The sequence below is a fragment of the Variovorax sp. OV329 genome (assembly GCF_900114785.1).
Classification (GTDB): Bacteria; Pseudomonadota; Gammaproteobacteria; order Burkholderiales; family Burkholderiaceae_C; genus Variovorax.
Map to the genome: position 1 here is coordinate 386,802 of NZ_FOUG01000005.1, position 22,276 is coordinate 409,077.

Here is a 22,276-nt window from a genome sequence, read left to right on the forward strand (position 1 = left end):
TCTCAAAGGGGTTGTCTGACAAAGATGGTCGGATACCCGCGCTTTTCAAGTGCGCGCGGCAAGCCCATCGGAAAACGCGCGCGATGCGCGTGGCCAAAAGCGTGGAACAGGACGGCCACTAGGCCTTCTTCGCCGCCTCGCGATACACGAGCAGCGGTGCCTTGTTCTCGTCGATGGTGGATTCGTCCACGACGACCTTCTCGACGTTGTTCATGTTCGGCAGCTCGAACATGGTGTCGATCAGGGACTGTTCGAGAATGGACCGCAGGCCGCGGGCCCCGGTCTTTCGCGCCAGCGCCTTGCGGGCGATGGCCTTGAGCGCGGCCGGCCGGATCTCCAGGTCCACCCCTTCCATCTGCAGCAGCTTGATGAACTGCTTCACGACGGCATTCTTGGGCTCGGTGAGGATCTGCACCAGGGCGTCCTCGCTCAGCTCGGCCAGCGACGCCACCACGGGCATGCGGCCCACCAGTTCGGGGATCAGGCCGAACTTGATCAGGTCCTCGGGCTCCACCTCGCGGAACACCTCGGTCAGGCTGCGCTGCTTCTTGCTGCGCACCGCCGCGCCGAAGCCGATGCCGGAGGCCTCGGTTCGGTTCTCGATGACCTTTTCCAGGCCGGCGAAGGCGCCGCCGCAGATGAACAGGATGTTGGTCGTGTCGATCTGAAGGAAGTCCTGGTTGGGGTGCTTGCGCCCGCCCTGCGGCGGCACGCTGGCCATGGTCCCCTCGATGAGCTTGAGCAGCGCCTGCTGCACGCCCTCGCCCGACACGTCGCGGGTGATGCTGGGGTTGTCGGACTTGCGGGAGATCTTGTCGATCTCGTCGATGTAGACGATGCCGCGCTGCGCCCGCTCCACCTCGTAGTTGCAGCTTTGCAGCAGCTTCTGGATGATGTTCTCGACGTCCTCGCCGACGTAGCCGGCTTCGGTCAGCGTGGTGGCGTCGGCCATGACGAAGGGCACGTCGAGCTGGCGTGCCAGGGTCTGGGCCAGCAGGGTCTTGCCCGAGCCGGTCGGGCCGATCAGCAGGATGTTGCTCTTGCTGAGCTCGACGTCGTCGCCCTTGGCCTTGTCCTTGTGCTTCAGGCGCTTGTAGTGGTTGTACACCGCCACGGACAGCATGCGCTTGGCCGCTTCCTGGCCGATGACGTAGTTGTCGAGGTTGAGCTTGATCTCCGAGGGCGTGGGCAGGTCGCTCTTGGCCTCGCGGCCCTCCTCGCCGGCGGGCAACTCGTCACGGATGATTTCGTTGCACAGGTCGATGCACTCGTCGCAGATGAAGACCGACGGCCCGGCGATGAGCTTCTTCACCTCGTGCTGGCTCTTGCCGCAGAAGGAGCAGTAGAGCGTTTTCTCGCTGGAAGAGCCTTTTTTGTCGGCCATGGACGAATGCCTCGTAACAGGTTTGAACTCAATGATAACGAAACAAAAACGGCGTTCTCCGTGTGGAAAACGCCGCCTTTGCCGTGGCGCCCGCTGCGGGGCCCATCAGGGCCCTTTTCATCGCCGGGCCGCCCCAAGATGAAAAGCGCCCCCGCGGGGGCCAGCGGACCTCGCGCAGCGGGGGAGCGTGGGGGCAGTATTCAACCGCGCTTGGAGATGACCTGGTCGACCAGGCCGTAGTCCTTGGCTTCGTCGGCGTTCAGGAAGTAGTCGCGCTCGGTGTCGCGGGCGATCTTTTCCAGCGGTTGGCCGGTGCGTTCGGCCAGGATGCGGTTCATCTGCTCGCGCGTCTTCAGGATGTCGCGGGCATGGATTTCGATGTCCGTGGCCTGGCCGCGGGTGCCGCCCAGCACCTGGTGGATCATGATCTTGGAGTTGGGTAGCGAGTAACGCTTGCCCTTTTCACCAGCCGCCAGCAGGAAGGCGCCCATGCTGGCCGCGAAGCCGATGCACAGGGTGGACACGTCCGGCTTGATGAACTGCATGGTGTCGAAGATGGCCATGCCGGCGCTGACGCTGCCGCCCGGGGAATTGATGTAGAAGTGGACGTCCTTGTCCGGGTTCTCGCTCTCCAGGAAGAGCAGCTGAGCCACCACCAGGTTGGCGGTCTGGTCGTTGACCTCGCCGACCAGGAAGATCACGCGCTCCTTGAGGAGGCGCGAGTAGATGTCGTACGACCGCTCGCCGCGGCCCGACTGCTCGATGACCATCGGGACCATGCCCAGGGCCTTGGTGTCTAGTGCGCTCATGTGATTGCTCCGAAAGAGGTTCCTACTGTACTCAAAACAAAATGGGGCCCGTGCGCCGAAGCACAAGCCCCATTTTCGAATGAGGGACAGTAACGGGCGATCAGCCCTGCTGCGCCATCAGTTCGTCGAAGGAAACGGCCTTCTCTTCCACCTTGGCCTTGGACAGCACGAAGTCGGTCACGTTGTTCTCGATGACGACGGCCTCGACTTCGGCCAGGCGGTTGGCGTCGCTGAAGTACCAGCGCACCACGTCGGCCGGCTTCTCGTAGCTGGCGGCCAATTCGTCCACGTGGGCCTTGATCTGCTCGGGCTTGGCCTGCAGTTCGTTGGCACGCACCAGCTCGGCCACCACCAGGCCCAGGCGCACGCGGCGCTCGGCTTGCGGGCGGAACACCTCGTCGGGGATCGGGGCCTTGTCGGCGTCCTTGATGCCGCGCTGCTTGAGCTCGGCGCGGGCGCCTTCCACCATGCGGTCCACTTCGGACTGCACGCTGGCGTTGGGCAGGTCGAGTTCGGCGTTGGCCACCAGCGCGTCCATGACGGCGTTCTTGTTGCGCGCCAGCAGGCGGAACTTGACTTCGCGCTCCAGGTTCTTCTTGATGTCGGCGCGCAGGCCTTCGACCGTGGCGTCGGCGATGCCCAGCGACTTGGCCAGGGCCTCGTTCACTTCGGGCAGGTTGCCGGCTTCCAGTTTCTTCACGGTGACCATGAAGTCGGCCTGCTTGCCGGCCACGTCCTTGCCGTGGTAGTCGGCCGGGAAGGACAACGGGAAGGTGCGGCTGTCGCCCACTTTCAGGCCGCGCACGGCGTCCTCAAATTCCTTGAGCATCTGGCCTTCGCCGACGATGAACTGGAAGTCGTCGGCCTTGCCGCCCTGGAAGGGCTCGCCGTCGATCTTGCCTTCGAAGTCGACGGTGACGCGGTCGCCGTCCTGCGCTTGCGCATCAGCCGGGCGCTGCGCGAAGGTACGGCGCTGCTTGCGCAGGATGTCGACGGTCTTGTCGATGGCCTCGTCGGTCACGTCGGCGGTCAGCTTCTCGACCGAAGCGCCGGACAGGTCGTTGATCTTGACCTCGGGGAACACCTCGAACACGGCGTCGAAGGCCATCTCGCCCTCGGGCGCGTTTTCCTTCTCGGTGATGCGGGGCTGGCCTGCCACGCGCAGCTTGGCCTCGTTGGCGGCCTGGGAGAAAGCCTGGCCGACCTTGTCGTTCATGACCTCGTAGTGCACCGAGTAGCCGTAGCGCTGGGCCACGACGGTCATCGGCACCTTGCCGGGACGGAAACCGTCCATCTTCACGGTGCGCGCCAGCTTCTTGAGGCGCGAGTCCACTTCGGACTGGATGACGCCGACGGGCAAGGTCAGCGTGATCTTGCGTTCGAGCTTCTCGAGGGTTTCAACGTTCACGGTCATTTGGCTTTTCCTTGTGAGGGGTGTTCTGTACTGGTGCGCGGGGCCGGACTCGAACCGGCACGCTCTTGCGAGCGTCAGGACCTAAACCTGGTGCGTCTACCAATTTCGCCACCCGCGCTTGTCTGCAAGTACAGAAATTCTTCAGGTGCGAGCGACTTCCCTGGGAAAAGCCGCCCGCGAAATTGGCAACCGCCTATTTTAATCGGCTTTGGGGCCGATTCTTTTGGGGTTGCCTCAGGTCGGCGTTGAATGCGTCACGCGTGCGCTGGATGGCCCTCGTCCGGATGGGCCTTGCCCTTTGGAATTCCGGGCGTGTCGCGCTTGACGCGGAACCAGGCGGCGTACATGGCCGGCAGCGCCAACAGCGTCAGCACGGTGGCCACGACCAGGCCGCCCATGATGGACACCGCCATGGGGCCCCAGAACACGCTGCGTGACAGCGGCACCATGGCCAGCACCGCAGCCGCGGCGGTCAGCACGATCGGCCGCAGACGCCGCACCGCCGACTCGACGATCGCGTCCCAGGCCGGCACGCCGGCGGCGCGATCCATCTCGATCTGGTCGATCAGGATCACCGAGTTGCGCTGGATCATGCCGCCCAGGGCGATCACGCCCAGCAGCGCCACGAAGCCGAAGGGCCGGTTCGAGAGCATCAGCGCAGCCGCCACGCCGGCGATCCCCAGCGGGCCGGTGATGAACACCAGCATGGCACGGCTGAAGCTGTGCAGCTGCAGCATGAGCAGCGTGAAGATGATGAAGAGCATCACCGGCACCCCCGTCACGATGGAGGACGAGCCCTTGCTGCTTTCCTCCACCGCGCCCGCCACCTGGATGCGGTAGCCGGCGCCGCCGTCGTCCTGCCACTTGGCCTCCAGGTCGCGCAGGCCGGGCAGCAGCTGCTGCGTGACGGTGGCGCCCTGCAGCCCCTCGACGATGTCGCCCTGCACGGTGATGGCGTAGTTTCGGCCCTCGCGCCACATCACGCCCGGCTCCCAGCTGAACACCGGCTTGGCGATCTGCGACAGCGGAATGGAGCGGCCCGAGGTCGTGGGCAGGTAGGCGTTGCCCAGGTCCGAGATGGCTTCGCGCTCGTCCGGCGACTGGCGCAGCACGATGTCGATCAGCTTGTCGTTCTCGCGGAACTGGCCCACGTTGGTGCCGGTGAACATGGTGCGCGAGGCCTGCGCGATGGCCTGGCTGCTCACGCCCAGGGCGCGTGCCTTGGCCTGGTCGACTTCCAGGCGGATCACCTTGACCGACTCGTTCCAGTTGTCGTTGACGCCGCGCATGTTCGGGTTGGCGCGCATCTTCTCCTTCACCTCGTCGGCGTAGGCGCGCAACTGCACCGGGTCGCTGCCCAGCACGCGGAACTGCACCGGATAGGGCACCGGCGGGCCGTTGGGCAGCAGCTTCACGCGGCCGCGGACTTCCGGAAACTCCTCGGCCAGCAAGCCGGGGAACAGCACCCGCAGCCGCTCGCGCTCACGCACGCTTTCGCTCAGCACGATGAACTGCGACACGTTCGTCTGCGGGAACACCTGGTCCAGCGGCAGGTAGAAGCGCGGCACGCCCGAGCCCACCCAGGTGCTCACCGTCTTCACGCCGGGCTCCTTCATCAGGCGCTGCTCGATGCGGCGGGTCACCTCTTCGTTCGCGGCGAAGGAGGTGCCCTCGGGGAACCACACGTCCACCAGGATCTCGTTGCGGCTGGAGTCGGGGAAGAACTGCTGCTGCACCTTGCCCATGCCCACGACGCCCAGCGCGAAGATCAAGATGGTGGCCGCGATGGTGATCCAGCGATGCTGCACGCACCAGTTCACCGTGGCCCTGAAGCCGTTGTAGAAGGGCGTGTCGAACAGCTCGTGCGGCGGCGCATCGGGGTCGTGCGGCTTGACCTTGAGCAGCAGCGTGCCCAGGTAGGGCACGAAGTACACCGACACCAGCCAGGACAGCACCAGCGCGATCACCGTCACGAAGAAGATCGCGAAGGTGTATTCGCCCACCGTGGACTTGGCCAGGCCGATGGGCAGGAAGCCCGCGGCGGTGATGAGCGTGCCCGTGAGCATGGGCTTGGCCGTCACGTCGTAGGCGAAGGTGGCGGCACGCACCTTGTCGTAGCCCTCCTCCATCTTCCGCACCATCATCTCCACGGCGATGATGGCGTCGTCCACCAGCAGGCCCAGTGCGATGATCAGCGAGCCCAGCGATATCTTGTGCAGGCCGATGCCGAAGTAGTTCATGGCCAGGAAGGTCACGGCCAGCACCAGCGGAATGGTGATGGCCACCACCAGGCCTGGGCGCACGTCCACGTACCAGCCGAAGCGCCCGCCCTTGTGCAGGCCCAGCGCGATGAAGCTGACGGCCAGCACGATCACCACCGCCTCGATCAGCACGCGCACGAACTCGTTGACCGAGGTGGCCACCGCCACCGGCTGGTCCTGCACCTGCGCCAGGCGCATTCCCGCCGGCAGGTGGCGGCCGATCTCGTCGGTGGCCGCGCGCAGCGACTTGCCCAGGGCGATGATGTCGCCTCCCTTGGTCATGGACACGCCCAGCCCGATCACGTCGTGGCCCTGGTGGCGCACCTTGACGCTGGGCGGATCGACGTAGCCGCGGTGAACCTCGGCGATGTCGCCCAGGCGCAGCTGGTTGCCCGAGCTGCCGCGGATGGGCATGGCGCGCAATTGCTCCACGTCGGAGAACTGGCCGGCCACGCGCACCTGCACCACGTCCTGCGGCGACTGGATGGTGCCGGCGCTTTCCACCGCGTTCTGCATGCCCAGCTGCTGCAGCACGGCGTTGAAATCCAGGCCCAGCTGCGCCAGGCGCTTCTGCGAGATCTCGATGTAGACCTTCTCGTCCTGCACGCCGAACTGCTCGACCTTGGCCACGTACTTCACGCGCAGCAGCTGCTGGCGCACGTCGTCGGCTACCGCCTTCACCTCGGCGGGCGAGAAGCCGTCGGCCTCCAGCGCGTAGATGACGCCGTAGACGTCGCCGAACTCGTCGTTGAAGAAAGGCCCCTGGATGCCCGAGGGCAGCGTGAAGCGCATGTCGCCGATCTTCTTGCGCACCGCATACCAGACGTCGGGCACCTCGCTGGGCCGCGAGTAGTCCTTGATCTGGAAGATGATCTGCGACTCGCCCGGCTTGGAGTAGCTGCGGATGATGTCGGCGTAGGGCACTTCCTGGAGCGTGCGCTCGATCTTGTCGGTGACCTGCTCGGCCACCTGCTGCGCGGTGGCGCCGGGCCAGTAGGTGCGGACCACCATGGCGCGGAAGGTGAAGGGCGGGTCCTCGTCCTGCCCCAGCTGGAAGTACGAGGCGAAGCCCAGCAGCATCAGCACCACCATGAGGTAGCGCGTCAGCGGCTCGTGCTCGAGCGCCCAGCGGGAGAGATTGAAGCCCTTCTTCTGCGGCTCGGTCGCGGTGGCGTTTTCGGACGTCATCGTGGCGGCCTCTTCAGCGTTGGGTGGCGGCGGAGGCGGTGCCGGCGGGCGCGGCCTGCGGCGTTGCCGCGGTGGCCGGCTCGGGCTTGCTGTACTTGTCGTGGTAGATGCTCACCTTCTGCCCCGGCGAGAGCACGTGCACCCCGGCCGACACCACCAGCATGCCGGGCGTGACGCCCGCGGCGATCACCGCCTCGTTGCCGTCGGCTGTGGCCACCTGCACGGGCTGCGAACGCACCGTCATGCTGGTCTTGTCGAGCACCCAGACCGCCGTGCCCTGCCCTTCGCGCCGCAAGGCGCTGGTGGGCAGCTTGATCACGGGCGTGCCCACGTGCGAGAGCGCCTTCGGCTGCGCATACACGGTGGCACCCAGGGGCGGCGCACTGGCAGCGTCGACGGCCACCTTCACGGTGTAGGTGCGGGTCACGGCATCGGCCGCGGCGGCCACTTCACGCACCGTGCCTTCCATGGGCTGCCCGTTGTCCGCCCAGCTGCGGATGCTCACCGGCGAGCCGGGCTTGACCAGCGAGGCGCGGTCCTCGGGCACCGCGAACACCACGTCGCGCGCGCCGTCGTTGGCGATGCGGACCACCGGCGTGCCGGCGCTCACCACCTGGCCGGGCTCGGCTTCGACAGCGGTGACGATGCCCGCCACGTCGGCCACCAGGTTGGTGTAGCGGGCCTGGTTGCCCTGCGAGGCCACCTGCGCCTGCGCCTGCTCGAACTGCGCCTGCGCGGACTTGAAGGTGCTCTCGCGGCGCTGCAGCTCGGCCTCGCTGATGAAGTTCTGGGCGCGCAGGCCCTGGTAGCGCTTGAGGTCGGCCGCCGCGAGGTCGCGGTTGGTCAGCGCGGCATTGGATTGCGCGCGGGCAGCCTCGGCGGCGAGCTGGTAGTCCTTGGGGTCGAGCTGGGCGAGCACCGCGCCCGGCTGCACATGCTGGCCCACCTCGGCCTGGCGGTGCGTGATCTTGCCGGCCACGCGGAATCCCAGCCGGCTTTCGACGCGGGCCTTGACCTCGCCCGCGTACTCGACGGCCGACCCGAAGGAGCCGCTGCCCACCTCCATCACCTTCACCGCGCGGATGGGTTCGGGCGGCGGCGGCGCCTGCTTGCAGGCGGCGAGGCTGCCGGCCACGAGGAGCACGGCGCCTGCGGTGCGGACAAGGTGGACGAAGGTGGTCGGCTCGGTCATGTAGGCACCTGAAGCGGGGATGGAAAAGGGTCATTAATGACCAACGGGTTAGTAATCTAGGGTAAACACGAATTCGTGTCAACGCGAACGCGAAAGGCAAGTGCGCCCTGCCCCACAATGCGCGGCGTGCCGGCCTCCCCACCCCCCAACCCTTCCGCTTCGCAGCCCGCCGTTGCCGGGCAGCACTACGAGAACTTCCCGGTCGCGTCCTGGCTGTGCCCGCCGCACCTGCGCGCGCCCATCGGCGTCATCTATGCCTTCGCGCGCACGGCGGACGACATCGCCGACGAGGGCGACGCCAGCCCGGACGAGCGACTGGAACAGCTGCGCGCCTACCGCGCCGACCTCGCGTCGGCGGCACGTGGCGAGGCCTTCTCCGACCAATGGCCCAAGGTGTTCGGACCGGTGGCCTGGGCGATGGCGAACCACGCCCTGCCCGAAGAGCCTATGGCCGACCTGCTGTCGGCCTTCTCGCAGGACATCGAGATGACGCGCGATGGCGCCAGCTACCCCGGCCGCACCGAACTGCTGGACTACTGCCGCCGTTCCGCCAACCCGATCGGCCGGCTTCTGCTGCACCTGTACGAGGTGCGCGATGACAAGGCCAGGCGACAAAGCGACGCCATCTGTTCCGCCCTGCAGCTGATCAACTTCTGGCAGGACATCAGCGTGGACCTGCCGCGCCACCGCCACTACCTGCCCGATGCGGACCTGGAGGCGCACGGCCTGGCCCGCGAGCAGCTCCAGGCCTTCCGCCCGCTGGGCGAGGCCCCGCCGCCAGCCATGGCCCTGCAGATGGTCCGGGAACTGGTGCGCTGGGCCCGCGCGCTCATGATGGAAGGCGCACCGCTGGTCCACCGCCTGCCTGGGCGCATGGGCTGGGAGCTGCGCTTCGTCGTGCAGGGCGGCCTGGCCATCCTCGACAAGATCGAGGCCCAGGGCTTCGACAGCTTCTCGCGCCGACCCAGTGTCGGCAAGGGCGACCTGCCGCGCATGGCGTGGAAGGCCCTGTGGATGCGCGGCTGAGGGGGCCGTGCGAATGAGGCACGCGCTATCCCCGACAATCGCCGGTCCAAAAGAAAAAGCCCGCGACCGTCGATGTCTTCCACCAGTACTCCCGAGCAATACGTCCAGGACAAGGCCGCGGCTTCGGGCAGCAGCTTCTATTACGCCTTCCTCTTCCTGCCCAAGGAGCGCCGCGCCGCGATCACGGCCTTCTATGCCTTCTGCCGCGAGGTGGACGACGTGGTGGACGAGGTCAGCGACCCCGGCGTGGCCGCCACCAAGCTGGCCTGGTGGCAAAGCGAAGTGGCGCAGGCCTTCGCCGGCCAGCCGCACCATCCGGTGATGCTGGCGCTGATACCGCACGTGAAGGCCTTCGGCATCCAGGAGCGCCAGCTGCAGGACGTGATCCGCGGCTGCCAGATGGACCTGGAGCAGACCCGCTACCTGGACTTTCCCGGCCTCGCGCGCTACTGCCACCTGGTGGCCGGCGTGGTGGGCGAAGTCGCGGCCGGCATCTTCGGGCAGACCCAGCCCGCCACCACCGAGTACGCACACAAGCTGGGGCTGGCCCTGCAGCTCACCAACGTGATCCGCGACGTGGGCGAAGACGCGCTGCGCGGCCGCATCTACCTGCCGGTGAACGAGCTGCAGCAGTTCGACGTGAAGGCGCACGAGATCCTCAACCGCGTGCATTCCGAACGCTTCGTGAAGCTGATGCGCTTCCAGGCCGAGCGCGCGCACCGCTGCTACGACGAGGCGCTGGCCTTGCTGCCCGCGGCCGACCGCCGCGCGCAGAAGCCGGGCCTGATGATGGCCAGCATCTACCGCACCCTGCTGCGCGAGATCGAGCGCGACGACTTCCAGGTGCTCAACCAGCGCGTCAGCCTCACGCCGCTGCGCAAGCTCTGGCTGGCCTGGAAGGTGCAGGCCCTGGGGCGCCTGTGAGCACCGAGGACGCCCGCCCATGAAGCTGGCCGTGGTGGGCGCCGGCTGGGCCGGCCTGGCCTGCGCCGTGCACGCCACGCGCGCCGGGCACCAGGTGGTCGTCTTCGAGGCCGCCCGCACGCTAGGCGGCCGCGCCCGCCGCGTGGACGGCGACGAGGGCCTGGCCCTGGACAACGGCCAGCACATCCTGATCGGCGCCTACAGCGCCACCCTGGCCATGATGCGCGAACTCGGCGTCGATCCGGACGCTGCCCTGCTGCGCACGCCGCTGCAGCTTCGCTTCGCCGATGGCGGCGGCCTCGCCCTTCCCCGGCTGCCGGCGCCGCTGGACCTGCTCGCAGGCATCCTCTTCGGCGCGCGCGGCTGGACACTGCGCGACAAGGCTTCGCTTCTGCGCACCGCCCTCGGCTGGCGTGCCTCGGGCTTCCGCTGCGCACCGCAGGCGTCGGTGGCCGAGTTGTGCGCCGGCCTCACGCCGCGCGTGATGAAGGAGCTGGTCGAGCCGCTGTGCGTGTCGGCCCTCAACACGCCGGTGGACCAGTCCAGCGGCGAAGTCTTCCTGCGCGTGCTGCACGACGCGCTGTTTTCAGGACGCGGTGGCGCCGACCTGCTGCTGCCTCGCGTCGACCTGGGCCGCCTGCTGCCCGACGCTGCCGCCGCCTGGCTCTCGCAGCATGGCGCGCCACTGCGACTGGGCCGCCGCGTGCAGTCGCTGCAGGCCGACGGAGACCGCTGGCATATCGACGGCGAGGCCTACGACCAGGTGGTGCTGGCCGGCCCGCCCTGGGAGGCCGCACGGCTGGCGCGCGAAGCCAACCCGCACTGGGCCGCGACCGCCGAGGCGCTGCGCTATGAGGCCATTGCCACCGTCTACACCCAGGGCGCGCTGCGGCCGCTCGCGGCGCCGATGGTCTCGCTTCGAAGCGGCCCTGGCGCGCCGGCGCAGTTCGTGTTCGACCGCGGCCAGCTCGGTGGCCCGCAAGGCCTGCTGGCCTTCGTGGTGAGCGCCAGTGCAACCGAACGGGAAGCGCTGCAATCGCAGGTGCTGGCCCAGGCCGCGGTGCAATTGCAGGAGACGCGCCTGCGCGTGCTGCAGACGGTGGTCGAGAAGCGTGCGACCTTTGCCTGCACGCCGGACCTCGTTCGCCCACCCGTGCGCATCGCACCAGGCCTGCTGGCCTGCGGCGACTACATCGAGGGGCCCTACCCCGCGACCCTGGAAGGCGCGGTGCGAAGCGGCGCGGGTGCGGCGCTCCAGCTGGGCAGCGCCTGAGCCGCCATCTGCTCGTCCAGCGAGATGCGGTGCTTGTCCATCAGGCGGTAGAGCGTCATGCGCGACACGCCCAGCTCGCGCGCCGCATGGGTGATGTTGCGGCCCACCCGGTTGAGCGTGAGACAGATCACGTCCCGCTCGGCGGTGGTCCGCGCGGTGTTGAGCGCCACGCCCACCGCGCTGTCGGCCATCGACAGGCCCAGGTCGGCCGGCGCGATCAGGCGCCGGTCGGTCATGACCACCGCGCGCTGCACCCGGTTGTAGAGCTCGCGCACATTGCCCGGCCAGGCGTGCGCCTGCATCGCTTCCAATGACTGCCGGCTGAAGCCTCGGGCCCGCGTGCGGCTGGTGGACGCGCAGCGCTGGAAGAAGTGCTCGGCCAGCACCCGCACGTCCTCCATGCGCCGGCGCAGCGGCTGCACGTCGATGGACAGCACGTTCAGGCGATAGAACAGGTCTTCGCGAAAGCGCCCCACCGCCACCGCCTCGGCCAGGTCCACATGGGACGCCGCCACCACGCGCACATCCACCTTCAGGTTGCGCACCGCGCCCACGCGGATGATGGTCTTTTCCTGCAGGAAGCGCAGCAGGTTGGTCTGCAGGTCCAGCGGCAGGTCGCCGATCTCGTCCAGGAAGATGGTGCCGCCGTTGGCCGCCTCGATCAGCCCGTGCCGCTCCGACGAGGCACCGGTGAAGGCGCCGCGCTCATGCCCGAACAGCTCCGAATGGATCAGCGTCGGCGCGATGGCGCCGCAGTTGACCACCACGAAGGGCCCGGCCGCGCGCTGCGAGCACTGGTGGATGGCGCGTGCAGCCAGTTCCTTGCCGCTGCCGCTCTCGCCGCCGATGAGCACCGGCGCATCCGTGGCAGACACCTTGCGGATCTCGGCGCGCAGCCGCCCGATCACCGCGCTCTGCCCCACCATGCCCAGCGCGTCGTGCCCGCGCGCCTCGTTGCGCCGGCCCTGGCGCAGCAGCGCGCGCTGCTGCGCATGCAGCAGCATCACCGACAGCGCGTGCCACTCCACTGGCAGGACCTGCTGGTCGAAGAAGCCGTCGAGCACCAGGTCGCGGAACTCGGGCACTTCCAGAGCCGGCGCCTCGCACAGCGCGATCCACTCGGTGGTATCCGAGGAATGCACCAGCGCCTCGATGGATGCGAGCGGCACGCCCGGCCCCGTCCCGACGATCAGCAGGCCCACGTTGAAGCTGCCATGTGCCAGCATGCGCTGGGCGGCGGCCACGCTGTGGGCATGAGTGACCGCCCAGTCGTGCGCCACGAGCTGGGCCGCAGCCTCGCTCGCATCGCCATCCAGCGTCAGGCAGAGAACCTCGGGCGGCGGCATCGTGCAAGTCAATTGGCGCACAGGGTCTGGCTCTCAGAAGGACATGGGGACGCGCACGGTCAGGCTCAGGTCGGGCGTGTCCTTGGTCAGGCCCGCCCCCACCGAGACGTTGATGTTGGTCTTGTCCGTCAGGCGGAAGGAGTAGCCAAGCAGCAGCGATGCCAGCTGGGTGCGCACCGAGCCGCGCACCGTCTGTCCGTTCTGCTCGGTCGGGCCGATCGAGTACAGCTCCACGCCCATGCTGAAGGAAGAGCGCTCGTTGATCGACAGGCCCATGCCGAAGTTCAGGCCCCACACGTCTCCCGGCTTGATGCTGCCCAGCTGCTCGCGCTGGTTGTCGAGCACCAGGCGGCTGATGTTGTCGCGCGAGAAGTTGTAGGTGTAGCTCAGGCCACCGAAGAACACAGCCGGGTCGGTCGGGTAGAGCCAGGTGAGGCTGGGCTGCAGCGAATAGAAGCCCGAGCCGGTGGCCGCCTCCAGCGGCAAGCCGGTGCCGGTGGTGTTGCCCAGGCAGCGGGTCACGCAGTCGGTGATGACTTCGAAGGGATCGGTGCCGGTGCGCGACTTGAAGCGCAGCCCGCCCACCAGGTAGGGCCAGTTCTCCTTGGCGCTGAAGAGCTGGTAGCGCATGGCCAACTCGACGTCGCCGATGCCGTTTCCGCGGGTGGAGAAGACGTTGTCCAGCGCCGAGCCGGTGAATATCTCGCGGCTCACGGTCTGGTCGTCGCGGATCACATAGGGCACCTTCAGCTCCAGCTCGGCCTTGTTGGTGACGCCCCAGCGGCCGGTGAGCGTCGGGATGAAGGTGTTGCGCTTGACCTCGCGCACGTCGATCAGGCCGATGAGCACGGCCGGGATCACCGTGTAGCCCACCAGGGCCACACGGTCGTTGGACGAGTAGTTGTATTGCAGCGAAGGCTCCAGCACGAAGTGGCCCTTCGGCGTGAGGATGCTGGGCTCGTCGAAGATCTGCGCCATGGGGGGCGCCTTGGCCTCCTCGGCCGGCGCCACACCCACCTGCACCGGCCGCTGGCCCTGGCTTGCGGCCTGCGCGCCGGCCTCGGCCGCAACCGCGGCACTCGCAGCGGTGCCGCTGCCGTCAGGCACCGGCGTGCCGGGCGGACGGACCGCGGGCTTGCGCGCCTCCTGGCGGGCTTCCTGCGGCGCACCGAGGCGGTCCTGCAGTTCCTTGTAGCGCTGCGCCTGCTCGGCAAGCTGGCTGCGCAGCTGCTCGATCTGCTGGCCCTGCACCTCGACCTGCTGCTGCAGGGCATCGACGCGCTGGGCGGTTGGCACGGCATTGCGACCCGTGTTCCTGCCCGCCTGGGCCTGCTGCTGCGCGTGCGCGCCCATGCCTGCGCATGCCAGTGAAGAGCACAGCACAAGCAAGCGCCATTGGCGCCGGTCGGATGTCTCCATGAGCCCCCTCGGCAATTGTTATTGAATGCTCGAGGAGGCAGCGTAAGCCTTCCCTATGAAGTCCAGAAGACGCAATGTGCAAACAAAAGTAATCAACTTTCAACAACAAATGGCTTGAAAAGGAGCGACTGTCACATCGCCGAGTCAATGCCCGTCGAGCATTGCACCTCGGACTCGCGTGCGTCGCGGGCATGGTGCACGCTCTGCGGCGATGCACGAGGCCGCGGCGCCTACATCCAAGGGCCGTCTCACTGCCGTGACAGTCACGTCGGCGTAACGAAGCCGGCTTTGCGCCCATGTGCAACAGGACAGCCTTGCGCTTGCCGTGTGTGGGCCATCACCTGCGTCAACGCAGCGTGACACATGCGCCTCCTCCACGCGTCGAATTCGCCAGCGCTCACTACCTACTCAATTGCATGCAGCACGCGCCAAACCCGCATGCCTCCTCGATAGCAAAGGCTTCTAAGACGCTGCCGATACGTACTGGCCCCGAAGTTGCAGAGCGCGACGGTCGACTTGCGTCCGTGCAGGTCGATCGCTTGTCCTTGCGTTTCATCAACCTAACCTGGAGCCTTCATGAAAAAGACACTCTTAGCGTCTGCGATCGCCTTGGCATTCGGGGTCTGCGGCTCGGCTTTTGCCACGGCCAATGACCAGACAAGCGGCGACGGAGGGACGAACACATCGACGGATACGACGACAGTGACGGTGACTGCCCCTGACAGCAGCAACAACAGCCGCAGCGACAGCAGCAACAACAGCCGCGCCGACAGCAGCACGCACACCCGCACGGGCGCCGCGAATGCCAATGCCGCCCGCTCGGCCGCACTGAACAACGGCTCGACCGGCACGTTCAGCAATGCGTTCAACACCACGCATGTCGTCGCGCTGAGCAAGCTCGAAGGCACGGTGACGGGCAACACCATTTCCGGCATCGGGAACACGGCCTCCAACGGGGGTTCGGCCAATGGCGGCAGTGGCTACGGCGGTCGCGGCGGCACCGGCCAGGGCGGCCAAGCCAGTGGTCAGGGTACCGGCGGCAATGGTGCCGTGGGCAACGGTGCAGTGGGCGCGGGAGGCGGAAACGCCTCGAACGGTGCGATCACGCATGGCAGCGCGACCAATGGCAGTTCCGGTGATGCCGGCAACGGCGGACGCGGCACGGGCGGCAGCGCCAGTGGCTCGAGCGAAAGCGGAAGGGCCTCCTCGAGCGGCGGCGGCGGCGGAACCGGCGGCGACAGCGGCAACAGCGGTCGCGGCGGAAGCAGTGGCAGCCTCGCGGCAGGCGGCGGCGGCGATAGCGGCCGCGGCGGAAGCAGTGGCAGCCTCGCGGCGGGCGGCGGCGGCGATAGCGGCCGCGCCGGAAGCAGCGGCAGCCTGTCGGCCGGTCTGGGCGGCAGGAGCGGCGGCGGTGGTGGCGGCGGCAGTTCCGGCTCGACCTCCGGCGGCAATGGCGGCAATGGTGGCGACGGCGGCTTGAGTGCCGGCGGCGCAGGCGGTGCAGGAGGCGCAGCAGGTGCCAGCGGCACGGCAGGCGCAGGCGGCGCGAGCGGCACGGGCGGCACGGGCACTGGAACCAGCACGGCTGGTGCGGGCGGTGCGAGCGGTGCAGGCGGCGCGGGCACTGGAACCAGCACGGCTGGTGCAGGCGGCGCGAGCGGCGCGGGCGGCGCGGGCACTGGAACCAGCACGGCTGGTGCAGGCGGCGCGAGCGGCGCGACCGGCGCAGGCGGTGCGGGCGGTTCAGGCGGTGGCGGCGGTGCGGCGACCAGCACCTCCGGCGGCACACGCACGGCTGGCGCAGGCACCGGCGGTGCGGGCGGCACGAGCACGAACGGCAGTGCCACCAATGGCAGCGCCAGCAACGGCAACAACACGGCTGGCTCAGGCGGGTCCGGTGGCAGCGGCACCGGCGGCGCAGGCGGAGCGGGCAGCGGCGGAACCCAGACGGCCGCTGGCGGTACCGGTGGCGTCGGCAACGGCGGCACGGGCGGCGCGGGCGGGACGGTCTCCGTCAACGCCGGCACGTTCAACATGTCCAACACCATGACGAGCGTCGGCCAGTCGGCCGCGGGCGTGATGCTGGCCAGCCAGAACAGCGGCCTTGCCTCGCTGGTTCAGCAGAGCGTGAACGTCCAGGCCAACCTGTCGGTCGGCGGACCCTGAGGTCCAGGCCCGCAGGGCATGAATGCCGCGCGCGCCGCCCCGCCCGGGCGGGCGCGCGGCGTCATGGCGTCGAAAACGAGAGCGCCAACGTCGAGGAACAACGGTCATGAAGATCCGGATATCCCTAGCGAGCGCCTGCTTCGCGCTGGTCGCGATGGCTGCAGCACCCGTGCAGGCCCAGACGTCGATCGCCGCTGCCAGCGACCCGTCCACGGTGGCGGACCCTGGCAGCACCCTGTTCGCCCAGCCGGTCGGCAGCGACACGCTTGCCTCCTTCCGTGGCGGCGCACAGGTGCGCAACAGCATGACGCTGGACGGCGTCACCGCGGACAACTCGGCCTACCAGGTCAACACGGGTTCCAACTCCATCGGCTCCGGCTCCTTCTCCAACATGAGCGGGCTGCCGATCGTGATCCAGAACTCGGGGGCCAACGTGCTGATCCAGAACGCGGTGATCCTCAACGTGCAGATGGAATGACGCGGCCGGCCATGCGCAGCCCGCTCTTCCTTGCACTGCTTGCAGCCGCGGCCACCTCGGTGGGCGCGCAGCAGGCCTACATGCCCAGCATGGGCGGGGGCGACTACACCCTGCCCATCACGAGCATGAAGCAGTCGCGCACCCGCACGACGCTGATCCAGAAGTACGACTTCAGCTGCGGCTCGGCGGCCATCGCCACGCTGCTGACCCACCACTACGGCTACCCGGTCACCGAAGAAACGGTGTTCCAGGGCATGTACAACACCGGCGACCAGCAGAAGATCCAGCGCGAGGGCTTCTCGCTGCTGGACATGAAGCGCTTCCTGGCCGACAACGGCTTCGACGCCGACGGCTTCCAGCTGCCGCTGGACAAGCTCAACGAGGCCCGCGTGCCGGCCATCGTGCTCATCAACGAAAGCGGCTACCACCACTTCGTGGTGGTCAAGGGCCTGGACGCCCAGCGCATCCTGATCGGCGACCCGGCACGCGGCACCCGCACCATGTCGCGCCAGGACTTCGAGGCGCGCTGGCAGAACAACCTGCTGTTCGTGATCCACAACCAGATGGACCGCGCGAAATTCAACGTCGCCGCCGAATGGAAGGTGACGCCGCGCGCGCCGCTGGGCGACGGCATTCCGCGCAGCAGCATGATGGACTACACCCTGCCCAAGATGGGACCGGGAGATTTCTGATGACGCGACGCGGCACGGCCATCCGACGCCTCGCCACCCTCGCCTGCCTGCTGCTGGCCGGGGGAACCCTGGCCGGCCCGCCGCTGCAACGCCACGACGAAACCTGGATGGCGGTGAGCGACGACACGCTCGAGTCGCAGCGCGGCGGCTTCGACATCGGCGCCGGCCTGGTGGTGAGCTTCGGCATCACGCGGGCCGTCTACATCAACGGCGAGTTAATGACACAGACCACGCTGAACTTCGGCCAGCTCGACAAGATCACGGCCGGCCAGGCGATGGCGCTGAGCCGCCAGCTGAATGCGCTGAACCTGGTGCAGAACGGGCCGGGCAACACCGTGGAAGGGTCGCTGGGCAGCGTGGGCGGCACCGTGATCCAGAACACCCTGAACAACCAGCGCATCGCCAACCACACGGTCATCAACGTCGAGACCAACGGCCTGAGCCTGATGAAGGACCTGAACACCGCAGCCACCCTGAACGAAGGCATCGCCCGCGCCGTCGGCGGGCGCTGAACCGCAAGGCGGCTGGCCGACCGGCCTATGGACGGCAGCCATCCTTGGCCGCAGGATGCGCGCATGCCGGCCGATCCGACCGCAACACCCGAACCCAGCCTGGACGAGCAGATCAAGCGCGCCCAGCTTGCCAAGCTGAACCACGAGGTCCGCAACCTCTCGGGCTGGGGCTTCGACTCCATCTCCAAGGTGGTGGTGGCCTCGCTTGCCGTGGCCCTCGCTGCGTGGACCTTCTACATCGGCCTGCCCCGCGCGCAGAGCGACCTGGCCAAGGCACAGGTGGACCTGGCGTCCAGCACCGGCCGGCTCGACGCGGCGAAGAAGGAGCTGGAAACGGCCAAGACCGAGTTCGAGCAGGCAAAGCGCGACGTGGGCCAGGCCCGCCAGGAAGTGGAAGACCTGCGCAAGACCTCGGACGAATTCAAGCTCACCATCTCGCAGTACCGCAGCACGCTCGCGCAGGTGCAGCAGGCCGACCGCAGTGCCAGCTACCTGCCGGCCGACACCCGCGCCGCGGTGAACCAGGCGGTGCGTCCACCGGTGTACGTTCAGTTCGCCGGCAGCGTGCAGCGGCCCTTCATCGACGGGCTGCGCGAATCGCTGCGCGAAGGCGGCTTCAACGCGCCGGCGGCCGAGCGCATCAACCGCGGCCAGAGCAACGAAGTGCGCTACTTCAGCGACACGCCGGCCGAGAAGGAGCGCGCCGAGGCCGTGGCGCGGCTGGTGGACATCTACCTGGAAGGCAACAACTGCAAGAGCCCGCCGCTGCGCGCACGGCTGGTGCCGGGCAAGCCCTCGCCGCTGGAGGTGTGGCTGATGCTCAATTGCGGCTGAAGCGCTACTTCGGCTGCAAGGCCTGACAAAGGGCCTGCAGGTCGCGCACGGTGATGTGCGGCTGCGTGTCGTGCTCCCACGGCCGCTCGTCGCGCACCAGCCAGGCAGCCTGCATGCCGGCATCGATGGCGCCCAGCACGTCCAGCGCCGCATCGTCGCCCACGTGCAGCACCTGCTCCGGTGCCAGGCCCAGCGAGGCCGCGGCCGCATGGAAGATCGGCGCCTGCGGCTTGCCGCTGCCGAAGCCCCGCGCGCTGAAAGCGCCCTTGAACCACTGTCCCACGCCCGTCAGGTGCACGTCGGCATTGCCGTTGGACACCGCCACCAGCGGATAGCGCGCGCTGAGCCACTGCAGCGCGGGCAATGCGTCCTCGTAGAGCTCCACGCGCTGGCGTTCGGCGAAGAAGGCATCGAAGGCCGGGTCGGCCAGTGCCGGGTCTTCGCCGGCCTTGCGAAGGGCGGCGCGTATCGATTCACGGCGCAGCGCGCTCAGGTCGTGCGCCAGGTCGGAGCGCTCGCGCTCGGTGGCTTCGCGCAGCTCGCGCAGCACGCCAGGCGTGACGAGCAGTTCGGCGGTGCGCGGTGCCTCGCGCACCAGCCAGCCGTGCAGCACCGCCTCGGCGCGCTCGATGGTCGGCCAGATGGGCCACAGGGTGTCGTCCAGGTCCAGGGTGATCCCGCGGATGCGCGAGACGTCCAGCCGGGGCGCCGGCATTGCTTCCAAGGTCATGCGGGAGAATATCGCATGCGCTTTCGCCCCGAGCCGCTGGCTCCCCCTGCCCCCAACACCCGCACCGCCCCCGCCACCGCCATCCTCTGGTGCAACCTCGGCTCGCCCGACGCGCCCACGGCCGGCGCGGTCCGCCGCTACCTGGCGCAGTTCCTGGCCGACCCGCGCGTGGTCGAGATTCCGGCGCCGATCTGGTGGCTGCTCCTGCACGGCATCATCCTGCGCACGCGGCCGGCGAAGTCGGCCGCCAAGTACGCCAGCATCTGGACCCCCGAAGGCTCGCCACTGAAGGTGTGGACCGCGAAGCAGGCGCAGATGCTGCGCAGCCTGTTCTCGGAGCACGGCCACGCGCTTCGCGTGCTCGACGCGATGCGCTACGGCCAGCCCGCCATCGGCGCGCAGCTCGACGCGCTCAAGGCCGAGGGCGTGGAGCGCGTGCTGGTGCTCCCGGCCTACCCGCAGTACTCGGGCACCACCACCGCCAGCGTGGTCGACGCAGTGAACGACTGGAGCCGGAAGGTGCGCCGCCTGCCCGAGCTGCGCTTCGTGAACAGCTACCACGACGATCCCGGCTACATCGAAGCGCTGGCGCGCAGCGTGCAGCGCCACTGGCGGGCCCATGGGCAGGGCGAGATGCTGCTGATGAGCTTCCACGGCGTGCCTGAGCGCACCGCGCTGCTGGGCGACCCCTATTCGGCGCAGTGCCAGGAGACGGCACGCCTGCTGGCCGAGTGCCTGCGCCTGCCGGCATCGCAGTTTCGCGTGAGCTTCCAATCGCGCTTCGGCCGCGCCAAGTGGCTGGAGCCTTCCACCGACGCCACGCTGCGCGGCTTCGGCGCGCAGGGCCTGGCGCGGGTGGACGTGATGTGCCCCGGCTTCACCAGCGACTGCCTGGAGACGCTGGAGGAAATCGCCATGGAAGGCCGCGACGCCTTCCTCGGATCAGGTGGAAAGGCCTTCCACTACATTCCCTGCCTCAACGACGACCCGGCGTGGATCGAGGCCCTGGGCGGCATCGCGATGCGGCACCTGGCCGGCTGGCCGACCGCGGCCGTCCCTTGAAACCTTAGGCCGCACGAAGAAGAACCCGAAGACAGCCCTCACCGCGGAACCGGCTTCGCCGGGCCGCTGGTGGAGTCTCCCCCTCGGGGGGTGGCGAATTACACGCAGCGAAGCGAAGTGAAAAGCCGGGGGGCCTAAATTTTGCCGAGGTAGTCGCGCTTGCCGAGAGGGACGCCCTGGTTGCGCAGCACGTCGTAGGCCGTGGTGATGTGGAAGTAGAAGTTGGGCAGGCCGAAACCCAGCAGGTACTGCTGGCCGCTGAACTGCATCACGTTGCCGCCCAGTTTCATCTCCACCACGCGCTCGGCCGCGGTGTCGAACAGCGCGCGGTCCACGCCCTGCACGAAGGCACGGGTCTTCTCACTGCGGGCGATGAGCTGCTCGATGGTGGTCTCGTCGTCGGGCATCGGCGGCGCCTCGGCGCCGGTGATGCGGGCGATGGTGGCCTTGGCCGTGTCGCTGGCACGCTGCACCTGGCCGGCCAGCGTCAGCATGTCGGGCGCCAGGCGCGCCTCCACCAGGCGGCCGGGCTCGATGCCCTGTTCCTTCGCGTGGGCCAGGCCCTTGCCCAGCACGTGCTCCAGTTGGCCCAGGCCACGGAGGATCACCGGAACCGAAATCTCGTACATCGAAAGCGCCATCATGTCTCCTTGGAAAGGGAGCGCATTGTCACGCGGCGTGGGATTTCTCGCTGGCGGCCAGGAAGTCCGCCACGGCATCCACCTGCGCCGGCACGTTCAGCGCCGGCGCGTGGCCGCAGCCGGGCACTTCGATCGCCTTGAAGCGTCCGCGGGTCGCCGGCCCGCGCCTGTGCATCTGCGCCACCGTCTCGCGCAACACCAGGTCCGAGGCCTCGCCGCGCAGCAGCAGCACCGGCACCTCGATCGCGTCGTAGTGGTTCCAGATCAGGTAGTCCTCCGGATGGACGGTGAACTGCCGCGCCATCGCCGGGTCGTAGTGCGGCGTGACGCGGCCGTCGGGCAGGCGGCGCGTCGAGGTCTCCGCCAGCCGGCGCCACTGCGCGTCGCTGAGCCAGCCGTAAGGCGCGTAGACCTGGCGGAAGAAGGCCTCCAGTTCCACCACCGTGTCGAAGGCCGGCGGCTCGCCGGCATAGGAGCGGATGCGATCGATGGCGGGCGCAGCCAGCTCGGGCGCGTTGTCGTTGAGCGTGAGACTGGCAATGCGCCCCTTCATCGCCGGCTGGAACAGTCCCGAGGCGCAGACCATGCCGATGGCCCCGCCCATCGAGGTGCCCACCCAGTGCACGCGCCGCAGGTCCAGTTGCTCGCACAGCTCGGCCGCGATCTGCGCGTAGAAGGACAGCTGGTAGTGCGCATCGGGCTCGCGGCTCCACTGGCTCAGTCCGCGGCCGATGGTGTCGGGGCAGATCACGCGCCAGCCGCGCGAGCACAGGTCGGCCGCCAGCTCGTCCATGTCGCGGCAGGTGCGCGCCAGGCCGTGCCAGGCGATCACGGTTTGCGCATGCTCGGCGCCCCACTCCACGTAGTGGATCTCGTGTCCGGCACAGCGGATGTAGTGCGAGGTGGGTGACATGGCGGGGGCCTC

At 68.4% G+C, this 22,276-nt stretch carries 19 protein-coding genes and 1 tRNA gene; 9 read left to right on the forward strand and 11 right to left on the reverse strand.

Annotation, left to right across the window (positions count from 1 at the left end):
* Positions 1-118 precede the first annotated feature (118 nt).
* The 6 genes from clpX to BM345_RS11390 form a co-directional block, all read right to left on the reverse strand.
* On the reverse strand, positions 119-1,384 hold the full coding sequence (clpX, locus tag BM345_RS11365) for an ATP-dependent Clp protease ATP-binding subunit ClpX (protein WP_093379321.1): 1,266 nt from the start codon (positions 1,382-1,384) through the stop codon (positions 119-121).
* A gap of 200 nt (positions 1,385-1,584) precedes the next feature.
* On the reverse strand, positions 1,585-2,193 hold the full coding sequence (clpP, locus tag BM345_RS11370; protein WP_093379325.1) for an ATP-dependent Clp endopeptidase proteolytic subunit ClpP: 609 nt from the start codon (positions 2,191-2,193) through the stop codon (positions 1,585-1,587).
* Between the two features lie 100 nt (positions 2,194-2,293).
* Positions 2,294-3,607, reverse strand: coding sequence for a trigger factor (gene tig, locus BM345_RS11375; RefSeq protein WP_093379328.1), 1,314 nt, complete (start codon positions 3,605-3,607; stop codon positions 2,294-2,296).
* A 31-nt stretch (positions 3,608-3,638) separates the two neighbouring features.
* Positions 3,639-3,725: transfer RNA gene (locus BM345_RS11380), tRNA-Leu, on the reverse strand.
* 136 nt (positions 3,726-3,861) lie between these two features.
* Positions 3,862-7,056, reverse strand: coding sequence for an efflux RND transporter permease subunit (locus BM345_RS11385; RefSeq protein ID WP_093379330.1), 3,195 nt, complete (start codon positions 7,054-7,056; stop codon positions 3,862-3,864).
* Positions 7,057-7,069: 13 nt separating this feature from the next.
* Positions 7,070-8,248 (reverse strand): efflux RND transporter periplasmic adaptor subunit, encoded by a 1,179-nt coding sequence (locus BM345_RS11390; RefSeq protein ID WP_093379333.1) that lies wholly within the window; start codon positions 8,246-8,248, stop codon positions 7,070-7,072.
* Between the two features lie 117 nt (positions 8,249-8,365).
* Between BM345_RS11390 and hpnC the strand changes: the two genes are divergently transcribed.
* The 3 genes from hpnC (at position 8,366) to hpnE (ending at position 11,471) form a co-directional block, all read left to right on the forward strand.
* Complete coding sequence (hpnC, locus tag BM345_RS11395; RefSeq protein ID WP_093379335.1) at positions 8,366-9,274, forward strand: squalene synthase HpnC; 909 nt, start codon at positions 8,366-8,368, stop codon at positions 9,272-9,274.
* 72 nt (positions 9,275-9,346) lie between these two features.
* A complete protein-coding gene (gene hpnD, locus BM345_RS11400) occupies positions 9,347-10,198 on the forward strand; it encodes a presqualene diphosphate synthase HpnD (RefSeq protein WP_093379338.1) in 852 nt (283 codons plus the stop codon).
* Between the two features lie 19 nt (positions 10,199-10,217).
* Positions 10,218-11,471: a hydroxysqualene dehydroxylase HpnE gene (gene hpnE / locus BM345_RS11405; RefSeq protein ID WP_093379340.1), complete on the forward strand. Its 1,254-nt coding sequence runs from the start codon at positions 10,218-10,220 to the stop codon at positions 11,469-11,471.
* Here the strand turns inward: hpnE and BM345_RS11410 are convergent.
* Positions 11,402-12,838 (reverse strand): sigma-54 interaction domain-containing protein, encoded by a 1,437-nt coding sequence (locus BM345_RS11410; protein ID WP_254789686.1) that lies wholly within the window; start codon positions 12,836-12,838, stop codon positions 11,402-11,404. The two genes, hpnE and BM345_RS11410, sit on opposite strands and share 70 nt — an antisense overlap.
* A gap of 12 nt (positions 12,839-12,850) precedes the next feature.
* The gene (locus BM345_RS11415; protein WP_093379346.1) at positions 12,851-14,236 is read right to left on the reverse strand and encodes a transporter; all 1,386 of its coding nucleotides are present in this window, start codon (positions 14,234-14,236) and stop codon (positions 12,851-12,853) included.
* A gap of 576 nt (positions 14,237-14,812) precedes the next feature.
* On the opposite strand from BM345_RS11415, the gene BM345_RS30095 reads away from it, so the two are divergent.
* From BM345_RS30095 to BM345_RS11440, 5 genes are all read left to right on the forward strand, one after another.
* On the forward strand, positions 14,813-16,402 hold the full coding sequence (locus BM345_RS30095) for a hypothetical protein (protein WP_093379348.1): 1,590 nt from the start codon (positions 14,813-14,815) through the stop codon (positions 16,400-16,402).
* A 106-nt stretch (positions 16,403-16,508) separates the two neighbouring features.
* Positions 16,509-16,880 carry a hypothetical protein gene (locus BM345_RS11425; RefSeq protein WP_093379351.1) on the forward strand — a complete coding sequence of 124 codons (372 nt, stop codon included), beginning with the start codon at positions 16,509-16,511 and terminating at the stop codon, positions 16,878-16,880.
* Positions 16,877-17,572: a C39 family peptidase gene (locus BM345_RS11430; RefSeq protein WP_254789687.1), complete on the forward strand. Its 696-nt coding sequence runs from the start codon at positions 16,877-16,879 to the stop codon at positions 17,570-17,572. The genes BM345_RS11425 and BM345_RS11430 overlap by 4 nt, the downstream gene beginning before the upstream one ends.
* Complete coding sequence (locus BM345_RS11435; RefSeq protein WP_093379356.1) at positions 17,572-18,084, forward strand: hypothetical protein; 513 nt, start codon at positions 17,572-17,574, stop codon at positions 18,082-18,084. The genes BM345_RS11430 and BM345_RS11435 overlap by 1 nt, the downstream gene beginning before the upstream one ends.
* A 63-nt stretch (positions 18,085-18,147) precedes the next feature.
* Positions 18,148-18,918 (forward strand): hypothetical protein, encoded by a 771-nt coding sequence (locus BM345_RS11440; protein ID WP_139237500.1) that lies wholly within the window; start codon positions 18,148-18,150, stop codon positions 18,916-18,918.
* A 4-nt stretch (positions 18,919-18,922) separates the two neighbouring features.
* Here BM345_RS11440 and BM345_RS11445 read toward each other — a convergent pair whose 3' ends face one another.
* Complete coding sequence (locus BM345_RS11445) at positions 18,923-19,648, reverse strand: HAD family hydrolase (RefSeq protein WP_254789688.1); 726 nt, start codon at positions 19,646-19,648, stop codon at positions 18,923-18,925.
* 15 nt (positions 19,649-19,663) lie between these two features.
* Here BM345_RS11445 and hemH point away from each other — a divergent pair, with 15 nt between their 5' ends.
* Complete coding sequence (hemH, locus tag BM345_RS11450) at positions 19,664-20,710, forward strand: ferrochelatase (RefSeq protein ID WP_093379363.1); 1,047 nt, start codon at positions 19,664-19,666, stop codon at positions 20,708-20,710.
* 134 nt (positions 20,711-20,844) lie between these two features.
* On the opposite strand, the gene BM345_RS11455 is transcribed toward hemH, so the two are convergent.
* Both BM345_RS11455 and BM345_RS11460 read right to left on the reverse strand, forming a co-directional pair.
* Entirely contained in the window at positions 20,845-21,351 is a 507-nt protein-coding gene (locus BM345_RS11455) for a DUF1993 domain-containing protein (protein WP_093379508.1), read from the reverse strand.
* Positions 21,352-21,379: 28 nt separating this feature from the next.
* Positions 21,380-22,264 (reverse strand): alpha/beta fold hydrolase, encoded by an 885-nt coding sequence (locus tag BM345_RS11460; RefSeq protein ID WP_093379366.1) that lies wholly within the window; start codon positions 22,262-22,264, stop codon positions 21,380-21,382.
* Positions 22,265-22,276: the final 12 nt, after the last annotated feature.